15 protein-coding genes are annotated in these 14,552 nt (G+C 64.8%); 9 read left to right on the top strand and 6 right to left on the bottom strand.

What is annotated here, in order from left to right; genetic code table 11:
• A partial coding sequence (locus ACSSV8_RS14285) for an Arm DNA-binding domain-containing protein (RefSeq protein WP_454282888.1) occupies positions 1–394 on the bottom strand: 394 nt, incomplete at its 3' end.
• A gap of 432 nt (positions 395–826) precedes the next feature.
• On the opposite strand from ACSSV8_RS14285, the gene ACSSV8_RS14280 reads away from it, so the two are divergent.
• From ACSSV8_RS14280 to cobS, 5 genes are all read left to right on the top strand, one after another.
• On the top strand, positions 827–1,966 hold the full coding sequence (locus ACSSV8_RS14280; RefSeq protein ID WP_354539435.1) for an acyl-CoA dehydrogenase family protein: 1,140 nt from the start codon (positions 827–829) through the stop codon (positions 1,964–1,966).
• On the top strand, positions 1,966–3,006 hold the full coding sequence (locus ACSSV8_RS14275) for an enoyl-CoA hydratase/isomerase family protein (RefSeq protein WP_454282887.1): 1,041 nt from the start codon (positions 1,966–1,968) through the stop codon (positions 3,004–3,006). Before ACSSV8_RS14280 ends, ACSSV8_RS14275 begins: the two co-directional genes overlap by 1 nt.
• 5 nt (positions 3,007–3,011) lie before the next feature.
• Positions 3,012–3,884 carry a 3-hydroxyisobutyrate dehydrogenase gene (gene mmsB / locus ACSSV8_RS14270; protein ID WP_454282886.1) on the top strand — a complete coding sequence of 291 codons (873 nt, stop codon included), beginning with the start codon at positions 3,012–3,014 and terminating at the stop codon, positions 3,882–3,884.
• Entirely contained in the window at positions 3,884–4,537 is a 654-nt protein-coding gene (locus ACSSV8_RS14265; protein ID WP_454282885.1) for a Crp/Fnr family transcriptional regulator, read from the top strand. Before mmsB ends, ACSSV8_RS14265 begins: the two co-directional genes overlap by 1 nt.
• Positions 4,538–4,622: 85 nt before the next feature.
• The gene (cobS, locus tag ACSSV8_RS14260; protein WP_454282884.1) at positions 4,623–5,609 is read left to right on the top strand and encodes a cobaltochelatase subunit CobS; all 987 of its coding nucleotides are present in this window, start codon (positions 4,623–4,625) and stop codon (positions 5,607–5,609) included.
• Positions 5,610–5,615: 6 nt separating this feature from the next.
• On the opposite strand, the gene ACSSV8_RS14255 is transcribed toward cobS, so the two are convergent.
• Positions 5,616–6,755 (bottom strand): carboxylate-amine ligase, encoded by a 1,140-nt coding sequence (locus tag ACSSV8_RS14255; RefSeq protein ID WP_454282883.1) that lies wholly within the window; start codon positions 6,753–6,755, stop codon positions 5,616–5,618.
• A gap of 143 nt (positions 6,756–6,898) precedes the next feature.
• The gene (locus ACSSV8_RS14250; protein WP_454282882.1) at positions 6,899–8,398 is read right to left on the bottom strand and encodes a CoA-acylating methylmalonate-semialdehyde dehydrogenase; all 1,500 of its coding nucleotides are present in this window, start codon (positions 8,396–8,398) and stop codon (positions 6,899–6,901) included.
• A 104-nt stretch (positions 8,399–8,502) separates the two neighbouring features.
• On the opposite strand from ACSSV8_RS14250, the gene ACSSV8_RS14245 reads away from it, so the two are divergent.
• From ACSSV8_RS14245 to coaD, 3 genes are all read left to right on the top strand, one after another.
• Complete coding sequence (locus ACSSV8_RS14245) at positions 8,503–9,396, top strand: LysR family transcriptional regulator (RefSeq protein WP_354539442.1); 894 nt, start codon at positions 8,503–8,505, stop codon at positions 9,394–9,396.
• Between the two features lie 61 nt (positions 9,397–9,457).
• Positions 9,458–9,892, top strand: coding sequence for a CBS domain-containing protein (locus tag ACSSV8_RS14240; RefSeq protein WP_454282881.1), 435 nt, complete (start codon positions 9,458–9,460; stop codon positions 9,890–9,892).
• Positions 9,893–9,956: 64 nt separating this feature from the next.
• Positions 9,957–10,448, top strand: a complete 492-nt coding sequence (gene coaD, locus ACSSV8_RS14235; protein ID WP_354539444.1) for a pantetheine-phosphate adenylyltransferase — start codon at positions 9,957–9,959, stop codon at positions 10,446–10,448.
• A gap of 3 nt (positions 10,449–10,451) precedes the next feature.
• Here the strand turns inward: coaD and gap are convergent, their stop codons facing one another.
• Positions 10,452–11,453, bottom strand: a complete 1,002-nt coding sequence (gene gap, locus ACSSV8_RS14230) for a type I glyceraldehyde-3-phosphate dehydrogenase (RefSeq protein ID WP_354539445.1) — start codon at positions 11,451–11,453, stop codon at positions 10,452–10,454.
• 91 nt (positions 11,454–11,544) lie between these two features.
• Positions 11,545–11,688, bottom strand: coding sequence for a hypothetical protein (locus tag ACSSV8_RS14225; RefSeq protein WP_454282880.1), 144 nt, complete (start codon positions 11,686–11,688; stop codon positions 11,545–11,547).
• 351 nt (positions 11,689–12,039) lie between these two features.
• Here ACSSV8_RS14225 and aspS point away from each other — a divergent pair, with 351 nt between their 5' ends.
• Positions 12,040–13,821: an aspartate--tRNA ligase gene (gene aspS / locus ACSSV8_RS14220; RefSeq protein WP_454282879.1), complete on the top strand. Its 1,782-nt coding sequence runs from the start codon at positions 12,040–12,042 to the stop codon at positions 13,819–13,821.
• A 5-nt stretch (positions 13,822–13,826) separates the two neighbouring features.
• On the opposite strand, the gene ACSSV8_RS14215 is transcribed toward aspS, so the two are convergent.
• Positions 13,827–14,528: a response regulator gene (locus tag ACSSV8_RS14215; RefSeq protein ID WP_454282878.1), complete on the bottom strand. Its 702-nt coding sequence runs from the start codon at positions 14,526–14,528 to the stop codon at positions 13,827–13,829.
• Between the last annotated feature and the right edge of the window lie 24 nt (positions 14,529–14,552).

Genomic DNA, 14,552 nt, shown 5'->3' with positions numbered 1-14,552 from the left:
ATGTCCGCGCCTCCGTCCAAATGTCTCTCAGGACCGATCTTGCCATGAAGAGGGCGGATCGCCGAGGAGAAACGTGATCATCCGGGATGGAGCAGTTACGTTCTTGTTGCCGCCGCTCCTTCTCGCGCTCCTTGATCGGGTCTTTCCCTTGACGGGCGATAGCGCGCCACTTCTCGGCATCGCTCCTGGCTTGCTTGAGTGTCACAGTGGACAATGGGCCAAGCCCCATTTCCCGACGCCTGCTATGCACTGTGATCCTGAGAAACCACTGCGCGCCTCCATCGCTGCGCTGGTGAAGCCATAGCCCACCTCCATCGGAGTGCTTGCCGATTGGCGCTGTGCGCACGAAAGCAGCGGAAAGCTTGTTCAAGGCACGGGTCATCTTGTCCACCATCTTATCCACCCCTACAAATGGGATAGCGTGGAACAAGTTGCAACGTTATGATGAACAGAAATTACTTTAAGTATCTGATAAAATTCAATTAAGAGATATGGTGGGACAGCAAGATATAGAAATTCAATGCGTCTCGACCGCACCATTCTCTCCCTTTCGAAACCGGAACGGTTTGGCTGACCCCATGGGTGCCGTGCACGCGTCGGGCCAGGGCCTGCGCGGATCTTCGTTCGGCGCACAGAGCGCGCATGACCGAACAGCGTGTCGCATCCGGTTTTGATGAAGTTCGTAGATACCAGACAGCCTGTAAACTTGTTCAAGCTTCGCTGTCACGCTACGGTCAGGCTTCAGGGTTGGCGACATATCCCCTTGCAACATTCCCGCAAGAATTGGAAATTAACAAGCGTTCAATTCAACGACCAGGAGCCACCGATGGATTTTGCCCTCAGCGAGGAACAGACCGCCATGTTCGACATGGCCCACGCCTTTGGCCAGGAGCGGATCGCGCCCCACGCCCGCGCATGGGAAACGGCGGGCACCATCCCGAAAGAGCTGTGGCCAGAGATCGGCGCGCTTGGATTCGGCGGGCTTTACGTGAGCGAGGAGGCGGGCGGTTCGGGCCTCACGCGGCTTGACGCGACGCTTGTCTTCGAGGCGCTTTCCATGGCTTGCCCGGCGGTGGCGGCGTTCCTGTCGATCCACAACATGTGCGCCAAGATGATCGACAAATTCGCCAGCCCCGAGATGAAGGCGCGTATGCTGCCCAAGGCGATGACCATGGAAACCGTGCTCGCCTATTGCCTGACCGAGCCGGGATCGGGTTCGGACGCCGCCGCGCTGCGCACCCGCGCCGAGCGCACCAACGAGGGATACACCCTCAACGGCACCAAGGCTTTCATCTCGGGGGGCGGCTATTCGGACGCCTATGTGGTCATGGTGCGCACCGGTGGCGACGGGCCCAAGGGCATCTCGACCGTCTATGTCGAGGATGGCACGCCGGGGCTGAGTTTTGGTGGTCTGGAGGACAAGATGGGCTGGAGGGCGCAGCCGACCCGTCAGGTGCAGTTTGACAATTGCAACATTTCAGCGGCGAATTTGGTGGGTGAAGAGGGGAAAGGTTTCACATATGCAATGAACGGGCTGGATGGCGGACGGCTCAACATCGCGGCCTGCTCGCTTGGCGCGGCGCAGCAGGCCATCGACATGACGCTGGCCTACATGGCCGAGCGCCGCGCGTTCGGCAAATCCATCGACCAGTTTCAGGCGCTGCAATTCCGGCTGGCGGATATGGAGATCGAGCTTCAGGCGGCGCGCACCTTTCTGCGGCAGGCGGCGTGGAAGCTCGACACCGACGCGCCCGACGCCACCAAGTTCTGCGCCATGGCCAAGAAATTCGTGACCGAGGCCGGATCACGCATCGTCAACCAGTGCCTGCAACTGCATGGCGGTTACGGGTATCTGGCCGATTACGGGATCGAGAAGCTGGTGCGCGATCTGCGCGTGCATGAAATCCTCGAGGGCACCAACGAGATCATGCGCCTCATCGTGGCGCGGCAGATGCTGAGCGCGTGATGAGCGGCGATATCCATATCCGCAAGGAGGGGCGCGCGGGGCGGATCACGCTGACGCGGCCCAAGGCCTTGAATGCGCTGAGTTATGACATGGCCATGGCCATCGAGGCGGCGCTTGACGACTGGCGCGACGACGAGGGTGTGGCGCTTGTGCTGATCGACGCCGAGGGGGATCGCGCGTTCTGCGCGGGCGGCGATATCCAGCAGCTCTACGATACGGGCCGCGCGGGTGATTTCGCCTATGGGCGGCGGTTCTGGGCGGATGAATACCGGCTCAATGCGAAAATCGCGCGCTATCCGAAACCCTATGTGGCGCTGATGCAGGGGTTCGTCATGGGCGGCGGCGTGGGCGTCTCCTGCCACGGCTCGCACCGGGTGGTCTGCGAGAGCACGCAGATCGCCATGCCCGAATGCGGCATCGGCCTCGTGCCGGATGTGGGCGGCTCGCTGCTTCTCGCGCGGGCGCCGGGGCGGCTGGGGGAATACCTGGGCATGACCGGCACGCGGATGGGGGCTGCGGATGCAATACTTACAGGTTTTGCAGATGTTTACATCCATAACTTGAAGTGGCCGGACCTGACCGGACGCCTTCTGGAAACCGGCACGACCGAGGCCATATCCGAACTGAGCGAGGCCCCGCCGCAAGGCGGGCTGAGCACGCTCCGGTCCCAGGTAGACGCGCATTTCGGCGGTGAGACGTTGCACGACATCGTCAATTCCCTGCGCGCCGCAGACAGTGATTTCGCCCGCGACACGCTCAAGACACTGGCGCGCAACTCCCCCCTCTCGATGGCCTGCGCGGTCGAGATGATCCACCGTCTGCGCGGCCCGTCGGCGGATATCGCGCGCGCCCTTGGCCTTGAATACCGGTTCACCTGGCGGGCCATGGAGCAGGGCGATTTTCTGGAAGGGATTCGCGCCGCGATCATCGACAAGGATCGCAAACCACAATGGAAACATGCGCTTGACAGCCTGCCGGGCTATGCGGTCTCGCAGATGCTGATGCCTTTGGGCAAGGACGCCCTGACACTGGAGGAGTAAACACAATGAAGATCGGATTCATCGGGCTGGGCAATATGGGCGCGCCGATGGCGGCCAATCTCGCCAAGGCCGGGCACGAGGTGGCAGGTTTTGATCTCGCCGCTCCCATGCCCGAGGGCGTCAGCGCCGCCGCGAGTGCCGCCGAGGCCGCCAAGGGCGCGGCGGTGGTCATCACCATGCTGCCAAATGGTGACATCCTGCGCCGCGTGGCGTCCGAGGTGATCCCGGCGATGGACACGGGCGCGGTGCTGCTCGATTGCTCCACCGTCGATGTGCAATCGGCCCGCGACGTGGCCGCAGAGGCGGTGGCGGCAGGGCATCACGCGCTCGATGCGCCGGTCTCGGGCGGCGTCGGCGGGGCGGCGGCGGGCACGCTCACCTTCATGGTGGGGGGTGACGAGGCGGGCTTCAAGATCGCCTCGGAACTCTTTGACATAATGGGACAAAAGGCGGTTCATTGCGGCCCGTCCGGCAATGGGCAGGCGGCCAAGATCTGCAACAACATGATCCTCGGCGTGACCATGATCGCCACTTGCGAGGCCTTCGCACTCGCTGACAAGCTGGGCCTTGACCGGCAGGCGATGTTCGACGTGGTCTCGACCTCCTCGGGCTATAGCTGGTCGATGAACGCCTATTGCCCCGCGCCGGGCGTCGGCCCCAAATCGCCCGCCGATAACGGCTACACCCCCGGCTTCGCCGCCGACCTGATGCTCAAGGACCTGCGCCTGTCGCAGCAAGCGGCCGAGGCCGCCGATGCCGACACGCCGATGGGCCGCGCGGCCTGCGATCTTTATGCGCAATTCGTCGAGGCTGAGGGCGGCAAGGGCCGCGATTTCTCGGCCATGCTGCCGCGATTCGAGGCTCGCGGACGCGGCTGATGGGCTGGCGGGCGCGCGCCACGGGGCTGTCGCCGGTCGAGGGCGCGGTGGCGGCGGCGCTTGACCGGCTCAGCCCTATGGAGGTGCCCGAGGGCGCGGTGCTCTTTCGCCCCGGCGAGACGGTAAAGGGATTCGTGATTGTGCTCCGGGGCCGGGTCGATGTCTATCTCACGGGGCTCTCGGGCCGCGAGATCCTGCTCTACGAGGTGGTGCCGGGGCAAAGCTGCGTGCAATCCACCCTCGGCCTGATGGGCGGCGAGGACTATTCCGGCGAGGCGGTGGCGCGCGAAGCCTCGGAAATCGTTCTGGTGCCGCGCGATCTGTTCCTGCGCCTGATGGACGAGGCCCCGGCCTTTCGCGGCTTCGTCTTCGCTGCCTTCGCTGCGCGGCTGCAATCCATGATGCACTTGCTTGACCGGGTGGCGTTCCAGCGGGTCGAGACGCGGCTTGCCGCCTGTCTTCTGGCGCGCGCAAAGGGCGGCGTGGTTGCCGCTACCCATGCCGAACTGGCGGTGATGATCGGCACCGCCCGCGAGGTGGTCTCGCGCAGGCTCGATGCGCTGGCGCGGCGCGGGATCGTGGCGCTGGCACGCGGGCAGGTGCGGATCGTGGATGCCGAGGCGCTTGGCGAGATCGCGGTGCTTGCGGACTAGGGCGCGCCCCTTCCCCTTGCCCTTGCCCGCGATATGTTGCACCACGGCACAGACAAAACCACGCGATCTGAAGGACCAGGGCGACATGGCGGACGGCACCATCGACATCAATGCGAAACCGACCGAGGAAATCTCCGTCCGCGAAACATTCGGCATCGACACCGACATGATCGTCAAGGGCTTCCCCGAGCGCACGGAGCGGGTGCCGGAATTCGATTCGACCTACAAGTTCGACCCTGACACGACGCTGGCCATCCTCGCGGGATTTTCCCACAACCGCCGGGTGATGATCCAGGGCTATCACGGCACCGGCAAATCCACCCATATCGAGCAGGTGGCGGCGCGCCTCAACTGGCCCTGCGTGCGCGTCAACCTCGACAGCCATATCAGCCGGATCGACCTCATCGGCAAGGACGCGATCAAGCTGCGCGACGGGGTGCAGGTGACCGAGTTTCACGAGGGCATCCTGCCCTGGGCGCTGCGCAATCCCACCGCTATTGTCTTTGACGAATACGACGCGGGCCGCGCCGATGTGATGTTCGTCATCCAGCGCGTGCTTGAGGCCGACGGCAAGCTGACGCTGCTCGATCAGAACGAGGTGATCACGCCGAACCCGTTCTTTCGCCTCTTTGCGACCGCCAATACGGTTGGTCTGGGCGACACCACCGGCCTCTATCACGGCACCCAACAGATCAACCAGGGCCAGATGGACCGCTGGAGCCTCGTGGCCACGCTCAACTATCTCAGCCATGACGCCGAAACCGCCATCGTTCTGGCCAAGAACCCGCTCTACAACACCGCCGAAGGGCGCAAGACCATCAGCCGCATGGTGACGGTCGCCGATCTCTCGCGCACCGCCTTCATGAATGGCGAGCTTTCGACCGTGATGAGCCCGCGCACCGTGATCGCATGGGCGCAGAACGCCACGATCTTCCGCAATGTCGGCTACGCCTTCCGGCTGACCTTCCTCAACAAATGCGACGAGCTGGAGCGTCAGACCGTGGCCGAGTTCTACCAGCGCTGCTTTGACGAGGAACTGCCCGAAAGCGCGGCCAATGTGACGGTGCGCTGAGGGCGCTCAGCCTTCGCAATCGGCGTGGTATTCCTCGATCAGGTGGCGCACCACCGATTGCAGCGCCTCCGCCTCGGTCTGGCCGGTGTCGCGGGCGGCGGCAAAGACCGCGCGCTGTCTCTCCGCGCTGGTGCCGCGGTCAAGGATGTCGCGCGCGGCCTCGACCTCGAAGGTTGAGCCGAAAAATTCCGCATCCTCGGCGATCAGCTCCAGGATTTCCTCGACCAGAACGGCCATCTCCACGATCTCGCCGCGACCGAAATCGATCAGCCCATGGGTCGTCCCGTAGCGCTGCGCGCGCCAGCGGTTTTCCGAAACGAGGAATGCGTCGTAGATGCGCCAGCGCTGGTTTTTCAGCGCCAGCCGCCACAGCATCCGCGCCAGTGCCTGCGTGAGCGCCGCCAGCGTCAGCGCATCCTCCAGCCGGGGCTGCACGTCGCAGATGCGCGACTCGATGGTGGGAAAGCGCGAGGAGGGGCGCAGGTCCCACCAGATCTTGCTGGCATCCTCGATCACGCCCAGATCCACGAGCGCCTGAACCGAGCGCTCGAAACTTCCAAAGCTTTCCATCCGGGGGGGAGGGCCGGTGCGCGGCAGGTTGTCGAAGACGGTGAGCCGGTAGCTTGCGAGCCCGGTATCCTGCCCCTGCCAATAGGGCGAGGAGCACGACAGCGCCAGAAGATGCGGCAGGAAATAATTGAACTGGTTCATCAGGTCGATGCGCCGGTCGGGCGGCTCGATCCCCACATGCACATGCATCCCGCAAATCAGCATCCGCCGCACCACGCCCGCCAGATCGTGCGACAGGTCGTTATAGCGCTGCTTGTCGGTATGCGATTGCGCGCGCCAGTCCGAGAACGGATGGCACGACGCCGCGATGGGGGCGAGGTTGTGTGCCTTGGCGTGCCGGGCCACGGCGCGGCGCAGCCGGCGCAGGTCCTCGCGCGCCTCGGCCACGGTCGCACAGGGCTTGGTGCCGATCTCGATCTGGCAATTCAGGAATTCGGGGCTGACCTGCCCCTCCAACTCCTGCGCGCAGGCCCGCATCAGCGCCTCTGGCGCGGGGGCGAGCGCAAGACTGTCAAGATCGACAAGAAGGTATTCCTCCTCGATCCCGATGGTGAACTCCGGTGCCGTGATCGCCATGGGCCGCCTCCGTGGTCAGTGGTCCCAAAAAACACCGCACTAGGGAGGCTGCCAAGAAAAAACCGGCGCATACCGGTTTCTTCTGGCCGGAAATATCCCGGGGGGTCACGGGGGGCTGGCCCCCCGTTCCTGTCCCGTCCGGCTCAGTCCATCGCCTTGAAGTTGAACTCGCCGCCTTCCTTGATCCCCGACGGCCAGCGCGCCGTCACGGTCTTGGTGCGGGTGTAGAACTTGAACGCGTCCGGCCCGTGCTGGTTGAGATCGCCAAAGCCCGATTTCTTCCAGCCGCCGAAGGTGTGATAGGCCAGCGGCACCGGGATGGGCACGTTGATGCCGACCATGCCGACATTGATACGGCTGGCGAAATCGCGCGCGGCGTCGCCGTCACGGGTAAAGATCGCGGTGCCGTTGCCGTATTCGTGGTCCATCGCCAGTTTCACGGCCTCCTCATAGCTGCCCGCGCGCACGGTCGAGAGCACGGGGCCGAAGATTTCCTGCCGGTAGATGTCCATCTCCGGCGTCACGCGGTCAAAAAGGTGCGGCCCGACAAAGAACCCATCCTCGTAGCCCTGCAATTTGAAATCGCGGCCATCCACCACCAATTCGGCACCCTGCGCGATGCCGGATTCCACCAGCCCGAGGATGCGCTGCTTGGCCTCTGCCGTCACCACGGGGCCGTAATCCACGTCATTGCCGGCGGTATAAGGCCCCACTTTCAGCTTTTCGATGCGCGGCACCAGCTTCGCGATCAGCCGGTCAGCGGTTTCGTCGCCCACCGGCACGGCCACGGAGATCGCCATGCAGCGTTCGCCTGCCGCGCCATAGCCGGCCCCGATCAGCGCATCGGCGGCCTGATCCATGTCGGCGTCGGGCATCACGATCATGTGGTTCTTGGCACCGCCAAAGCACTGCACGCGCTTGCCGTTGGTGCAGCCCCGCCCGTAGATATATTCGGCAATCGGCGTGGAGCCCACGAAGCCGATCGACTGGATTACCGGGTCATCGAGGATCGCATCGACCGCCACCTTGTCGCCATTGACGACCTGAAGCACGCCCTTGGGCAGGCCCGCCTCCTCCATCAGTTCGGCCAGCATCAGGGGCACCGAGGGGTCACGCTCGGAGGGTTTCAGGATGAAGGCGTTGCCGCAGGCGAGCGCGGGCGCGAACATCCACATCGGGATCATGGCCGGGAAGTTGAACGGGGTGATCCCGGCTGTCACGCCAAGCGGCTGGCGCATGGAATAGATGTCGATGCCGGGGCCCGCGCCATCGGTGAACTCGCCCTTGAGCAGTTGCGGCGCGCCGATGCAGTATTCGACCACCTCAAGCCCGCGCTGCACATCGCCCTTGGCGTCGGGGAAGGTCTTGCCATGCTCGCGGCTGAGCGCTTCGGCCAGCTTGTCCATGTCGCGGTTGAGCAGGCGCACGAATTCCATCATCACCCGCGCCCGGCGCTGCGGGTTGGTGGCGGCCCATGCCGGTTGCGCGGCCTCGGCTGCGGCAACGGCCTGCGCCATTTCCGCAGGTGACGCCAGCGGGCAGCGCGCCTGCACCTCGCCGGTGGCGGGGTTGAATACGTCCGAATAGCGCCCCGACGTGCCTTTGACATGGGCACCGTTGATATAATGGGTCAGCTCTTGCATCTGGGATCCTCCTCTGAAGTCGCGCGAAGCCTAGCCTTGCAAAACTCGATGAAAAAGAGGCAAGATTCCATTATGGATTTGCAATTCTGCAAAAGGGGGCGGGGATGATGCCGCATTGGGACGATATCCGCATATTCCTTGCTGTCGCGCGCGAGGAAAGCCTGTCGGGCGCGGGCCGTGTGCTGCGGATCGACCCGGCCACGGTGGGCCGCCGCGTCGCCCGGCTTGAGGAAGACCTTGGCGCACCGCTTTTCGCCAAATCCCCCACCGGCTATGCGCTGAGCGAGGCGGGCGCGCGGCTCATGGCCCACGCGATCCGCGCCGAACAGGCGATGGAGGAGGCGGCGACCGAGCTGGGCGGGCAGGCGGGGGGGCTCTCGGGGCAAATCCGGATCGGTGCGCCGGATGGCTGCGCCAATTACCTGCTGCCCCAGGTCTGCGCGGCCATCGGCAAGGAGAACCCGGATCTTGAAATCCAGATCGTCGCATTGCCGCGCGTCTTCAACCTGACGCGGCGCGAGGCGGATATGGTCATCGCCGTCAGCCCGCCGACGGCGGGCCGCCTCACGGTGCAGAAGATCACCGATTACCGGCTTCATCTGGCGGCCTCGCGCGCCTATCTGCGCGCGCATCCGCCGATCACCCGGCTCGAGGACCTGCATGGCCACCGCATCGTCGGCTATATCCAGGACATGATCTTCGACCGCGAATTGGATTATCTGAGCGAGGCGGGGATTGGCCGGGTGGATCTGGCGTCCAATTCGGTCGCTGTTCAGCTCAACCTCGTGCGGCAGGGGGCGGGGATCGGGGTTCTGCACGATTTTTCGTTGCCCTGGCTGCGCGCGACCAGGGTTCTGCCCGATCAGCTTTCGCTCACGCGCAGCTTTTACCTCGTGCGCCATGCCGATGACCGGCGGCTGGAGCGGCAGAACCGTTTTGCGACCGCCCTTGTCGAGGGGCTGCGCGCGGAAGTTGCGCGACTGGAGGCCGAGACTTGACAGGAATTTTATTGTCGATCACGCTAGTGTTATCGACATTTTGTTTCGGAAGGGTCCCGACATGCTCGTTCACCAGATTCTGAAATCCAAAGGCGATAGCGGCGTGATCACCGTTACCCCCGAAACCCTTGTCTCGGAGGCTGCCAGCATTCTTGCCGAGCGCCGGATCGGCGGGGTGGTCGTGTCCGCCGATGGCGAGCGGCCTGACGGCATCCTGTCGGAGCGCGATATCGTGCGGGCGCTGGCGGTGCGTGGTGCGGGCTGTCTCAAGGAAACGGTGAGCGAGATGATGACGCGCAACCCGGTCTGCTGCTCGCGGCAGGACACATCCGACGCGGTGCTGACCCGCATGACCGATGGCCGTTTCCGGCATATGCCGGTGGTCGAGGAGGGCCGCCTTGTGGGCATCGTGACCATCGGCGACGTGGTCAAGGCGCGGCTGGAAGAGCTGTCGATGGAGAAAAACGCGCTCGAAGGCATGATCATGGGCTACTGAGGGGCTTGCATCGGCGCGCGCAATCTTGTTGCGTGCCACACGACTGCAAGAACGGAGCCGCCTCATGCGCATCGCCCTCTATCCCGGCACTTTCGACCCGATAACCCTGGGTCACATCGACATAATTCGGCGCGCGGCGATGCTGGTGGACCGGCTGGTGATCGGCGTGGCCATCAATCGCGACAAGGGGCCGCTCTTCTCGCTCGAAGAGCGGGTGGCGATGATCGAGGCGGAATGTGTGGGGCTGTCGAAGCTCACCGGCACCGAGATCGTGGCCCATCCGTTCGAGAACCTGTTGATTCACTGCGCCCATGATGTCGGTGCGCAGATCATCATTCGCGGCCTGCGCGCGGTGGCGGATTTCGAGTATGAATTCCAGATGGTCGGCATGAACCGCGCGCTCGACAACACCGTCGAGACGGTATTTCTCATGGCGGACGCAGGCCATCAGGCGATCGCGTCGAAGCTGGTCAAGGAAATCGCGCGGTTGGACGGGGATGTGTCGAAATTCGTGACCCCCCTGGTCAAGGCGGCGCTGGCCGGGAAATTCGGCTGAGGGTCAGTCCGCGCCCGCCATGGCTGCGGCCACGTCCAGCATCCGGTTGGAAAACCCCCATTCGTTGTCATACCAGGCCAGAACCCGGACCAGATGGCCGTCCATCACGCGGGTCTGGTCGGTGGCGAAAACCGCGCTCATCGGGTTGTGGTTGAAATCCGATGACACCAGTTCGCGGCCCGTCACGTCAAGAATGCCCCTGAGCGGGCCGGTGGCGGCCTCTGCGATGGCGGCGTTGATTTCCTCGGCGCTTGTGTCCCGTGCGGCCTCGAAGGTCAGATCGACGGCGCTCACGTTCGGGGTGGGCACGCGGATGGCTGTGCCGTCGAGACGGCCCGCGAGGTCCGGCAAGACAAGACCCACGGCGCGCGCGGCCCCGGTTGTGGTGGGGATGATGTTGAGGCCCGCGGCCCGCGCGCGATAGAGGTCACGATGCATGGTGTCGAGCGTCGGCTGATCGCCGGTATAGCTGTGGATCGTGGTCATGAAGCCGCGCGTGATGCCGACCACCTCATGCAGCACCTTGGCCACGGGGGCGAGGCAGTTGGTGGTGCAGGACGCGTTCGAGACGATGATGTCGTCGGATGTCAGGTCGGCGTGGTTCACGCCGTAAACCACGGTGCGGTCGGCGTTCCTGGCCGGGGCCGAGACAAGCACCCGGCGCGCGCCGTTCCGGAGATGACGCGCGGCGGCGTCGCGCTCGGTGAAGATACCGGTGCATTCCAGCACGATATCCACATCGCTCCAGGGCAGCGCCTCGGGCTCGCGCAGCGCCGTCACCCGGATCGGACCGGCCCCTGCGTCGATGGTGTCGCCGTCCACCTTGACGAGGCCGGGAAAGCGGCCGTGGACACTGTCGAATTCCAGAAGGTGCGCGTTGGTCTCGACCGGGCCGAGATCGTTGATGGCGATGATCCGCAGATCGGTGCGCCCCGATTCCACCAGCGCGCGCAGCACGTTCCGCCCGATCCGTCCGAAACCGTTGATGGCGAGGGTCGTTGTCATTGCGTGGCTTCCTCTGGATGTTAGCGCTAACTTTTTGATGCGAACATACGCGAAAACGCAACTCTGTCAATCCGCCGTAAAACGAAAGTGATCAGCGCCAGAAGGCCAGCCAGTCGATCAGATCGAGGAGCTTGCGCGCGACAAAAAGCGCGCCGGCCATGTCGTTTTGCGCCATGTCATAACCGAGCGCGAGAACGAGCATGGCACCGAGCGCAAGCGCGATCCTGTTGGTCATGGGCGGCCTTTCGACAAATCCGCGATCAGTCTTGCCCCAGCTGGCATGGCGGCGCAAGCGCCCGGGCAAGCGGTGTGCAGGGAGAAGGCCGTCGCGGATGGGGGTGCACCGTCGCCGCGTCGCCCACTGGCTTGCCCCGAGCGCGACGGGATGGCCGCCCCAACGCAGGCCTCCCTATCGGGATTGCCTATCAAAATCGAGGTCGCCCTGCCGTGCCGTCACCGTTTCCCAAACACGATTCCCCTTTCGCGGGGTCCGGTCCCGGCTTGACTTTGCCGCGCCGCCCATGTGTATCGGCCCGGACCCGAGACAAACCCCGAACCGCGCCGTTCCCGGCCCCGGAGAGCCAAAATGCACGCATATCGCAGCCATTCCTGCGCCGATCTGAGGAAATCCCATGTTGGCGAGACTGTCCGCCTTGCCGGATGGGTCCACCGCATCCGCGATCACGGCGGGGTTCTCTTCATCGACCTGCGCGATCACTATGGCGTAACGCAGGTGCTGTGCGACTCTGACAGCCCGGTTTTCAAGGCCGTGGACGGCTTGCGCGCCGAATATTGCGTGCGCATCGACGGCGAGGTGAAGGCGCGCGATGCGAGCCTTGTGAACGCGAAACTCCCCACCGGCGAGGTCGAGGTTTATATCCGCGACATGGAAATCCTCGGCGCGGCGTCCGAATTGCCGCTTCAGGTCTTTGGCGATCAGGAATACCCCGAGGAAACGCGCCTGCGCTACCGCTACCTCGATCTGCGCCGCGAGGGGATGCAGCGCAACATGGTGCTGCGCTCGGACGTGGTGGCCTCGATCCGGCGGCGCATGTGGGACAAGGGGTTCCGCGAGTTCCAGACGCCGATCATCACCGCCTCTTCGCCTGAGGGCGCGCGCGATTTCCTCGTCCCCTCGCGCCTGCATCCGGGCAAGTTCTACGCCCTGCCGCAGGCCCCGCAGCAGTTCAAGCAGCTCATCATGGTCTCGGGGTTTGATAAATATTTCCAGGTCGCGCCCTGTTTCCGCGACGAGGACCCCCGCGCCGACCGCTCGCCCACCGATTTCTACCAGCTTGACATGGAAATGAGCTTTGTCGAGCAGCAGGACGTGTTCGACACCATAGCCCCGGTGATCGCGGGCGTGTTTCAGGAATTCGGCGGCGGCGCGCGGGTCGATGCGCCCGGGGACTGGCCGCAGATCCCCTATGCCGAGGCGCTCCTCAAATACGGCACCGACAAGCCCGACCTGCGCAACCCGATCGAGATGCAGGACGTGTCCGAGCATTTCCGGGGATCAGGTTTTGCCATCTTCGCAAAATTGCTGGAGCAGGACGGCACCGAGATCCGCGCCATCCCCGCGCCCACGGGCGGCAGCCGCAAGTTCTGCGACCGCATGAACGCCTTTGCCCAGAAAGAGGGCCTGCCGGGGATGGGGTATATCTTCTGGCGCGAAGCCGACGGCGCGATGGAAGCCGCAGGCCCCCTCGCCAAGAATATCGGCCCCGAGCGGACCGAGGCCATTCGCCAGCAGCTTGGCCTTGGCGTCGGCGATGCTGCCTTCTTCCTTGGCGGCAAGCCGCAGGCGTTCGAGCGGGTGGCGGGCAAGGCGCGCACGGTGATCGGCGATGAATTGGGGCTGAGCGATCAGGACCGCTTTGCCTTTGCCTGGATCGTCGATTTCCCGATGTATGAGCGCGACGACGAAAGCGGCCGCGTCGATTTCAGCCACAACCCGTTTTCCATGCCGCAGGGCGGGCGCGACGCCCTCGACGGCGATCCGCTGGGCGTGCTGGGCTATCAGTACGACCTTGCCTGTAACGGGTATGAATTGGTCTCTGGCGCGATCCGCAACCACCGCCCCGAGATCATGTTCAAGGCGTTCGAGTTGGCGGGCTATGGCGAGGAAGAGGTGCGCAAGCGGTTCGGCGGCATGGTGGGCGCGTTCCAGTATGGCGCGCCGCCTCATGGCGGCTGTGCGGCGGGGATCGACCGCATCGTGATGCTGCTGGCGGGCACATCGAACATCCGCGAGGTGATCATGTTCCCGATGAACCAGCGCGCCGAGGATCTGATGATGAACGCGCCCTCCGATCCCACGCCCGAGCAACTCATGGAGCTTGGCCTGCGGGTGCTGCCGCAGGCGTAAGCGGCTCAGATCGCCACCGGCTCGGCCAGCCGCGCCTCGATCAGGCCCATGACATGCGCCAGCCCCGCCTCGGGTCCGTGCCCGGTCAGGCCGCTTGCGGCCTGTGCCAGCGCCGGATCGCCCGCCGCCTGCGCCACGCCGATGAGGAACTGCGCGGCATAGGACAACGCCGCCGCACCGGGGCGGGCGGCCAGCACCGCGTGGACATGCTCGAGGTCGTCGCGATAGGCAAGGCGATCGGGCGTGATGCGTTCCTGTGACAGCGCATAGGGCCCGACCGGGCAGCGGTCCGGCGGCAGGTGGCGCAGCATCGCCTGTTGGAATTCCGCCAGCCGCACCATCGGCTTGGGCAGGAACCCGTCCGCGCCCGCGCGCCGCGCCGCGCCCCCAAGCCCGACATCGCCGCTCATGGCGAGAATCACCGAGATGCGCGGGCACGCGGCGCTCATGGTCCTGATGAGATCGAGGCCGGAGCCATCCGGCAATCCCGCATCGACGATCATCACCGAGGGACGGTAGACCTGCAAATGCCGATGCGCCGCGCGCAGGCTGTCGGCGCGGCGCAGGCGCGCGCCGCTGCGCAGGCACATCAGGCGCAGCGCCTCGGAGGCAAAGCGGCTGTCCTCCACCACCAGCACCGTCAGCCCCAGAAGGGGACGGGCGGGCAGGGTGGCGCAGGGGCGGGGGCGCGTATCCGGGTCGATCATCGCAGGGCTCCTTTCGGGACGAGA

The sequence above is a fragment of the Roseovarius sp. MBR-79 genome (assembly GCF_053628555.1).
The sequence above is the reverse complement of the archived record's forward strand: the minus strand, read 5'-3'. Positions and strand labels throughout refer to the sequence as shown.

Coding starts and splice junctions, on each gene's coding strand:
- ACSSV8_RS14275 (WP_454282887.1), top strand. CDS start 1,966: ATGAGCGGCGATATCCATATCCGCAAGGAGGGGCGCGCGGGGCGGATC.
- ACSSV8_RS14245 (WP_354539442.1), top strand. CDS start 8,503: ATGATGCCGCATTGGGACGATATCCGCATATTCCTTGCTGTCGCGCGC.
- coaD (WP_354539444.1), top strand. CDS start 9,957: ATGCGCATCGCCCTCTATCCCGGCACTTTCGACCCGATAACCCTGGGT.
- ACSSV8_RS14240 (WP_454282881.1), top strand. CDS start 9,458: ATGCTCGTTCACCAGATTCTGAAATCCAAAGGCGATAGCGGCGTGATC.
- cobS (WP_454282884.1), top strand. CDS start 4,623: ATGGCGGACGGCACCATCGACATCAATGCGAAACCGACCGAGGAAATC.
- mmsB (WP_454282886.1), top strand. CDS start 3,012: ATGAAGATCGGATTCATCGGGCTGGGCAATATGGGCGCGCCGATGGCG.
- ACSSV8_RS14280 (WP_354539435.1), top strand. CDS start 827: ATGGATTTTGCCCTCAGCGAGGAACAGACCGCCATGTTCGACATGGCC.
- gap (WP_354539445.1), bottom strand. CDS start 11,453: ATGACAACGACCCTCGCCATCAACGGTTTCGGACGGATCGGGCGGAAC.
- ACSSV8_RS14250 (WP_454282882.1), bottom strand. CDS start 8,398: ATGCAAGAGCTGACCCATTATATCAACGGTGCCCATGTCAAAGGCACG.
- ACSSV8_RS14255 (WP_454282883.1), bottom strand. CDS start 6,755: ATGGCGATCACGGCACCGGAGTTCACCATCGGGATCGAGGAGGAATAC.
- aspS (WP_454282879.1), top strand. CDS start 12,040: ATGCACGCATATCGCAGCCATTCCTGCGCCGATCTGAGGAAATCCCAT.
- ACSSV8_RS14215 (WP_454282878.1), bottom strand. CDS start 14,528: ATGATCGACCCGGATACGCGCCCCCGCCCCTGCGCCACCCTGCCCGCC.
- ACSSV8_RS14265 (WP_454282885.1), top strand. CDS start 3,884: ATGGGCTGGCGGGCGCGCGCCACGGGGCTGTCGCCGGTCGAGGGCGCG.
- ACSSV8_RS14225 (WP_454282880.1), bottom strand. CDS start 11,688: ATGACCAACAGGATCGCGCTTGCGCTCGGTGCCATGCTCGTTCTCGCG.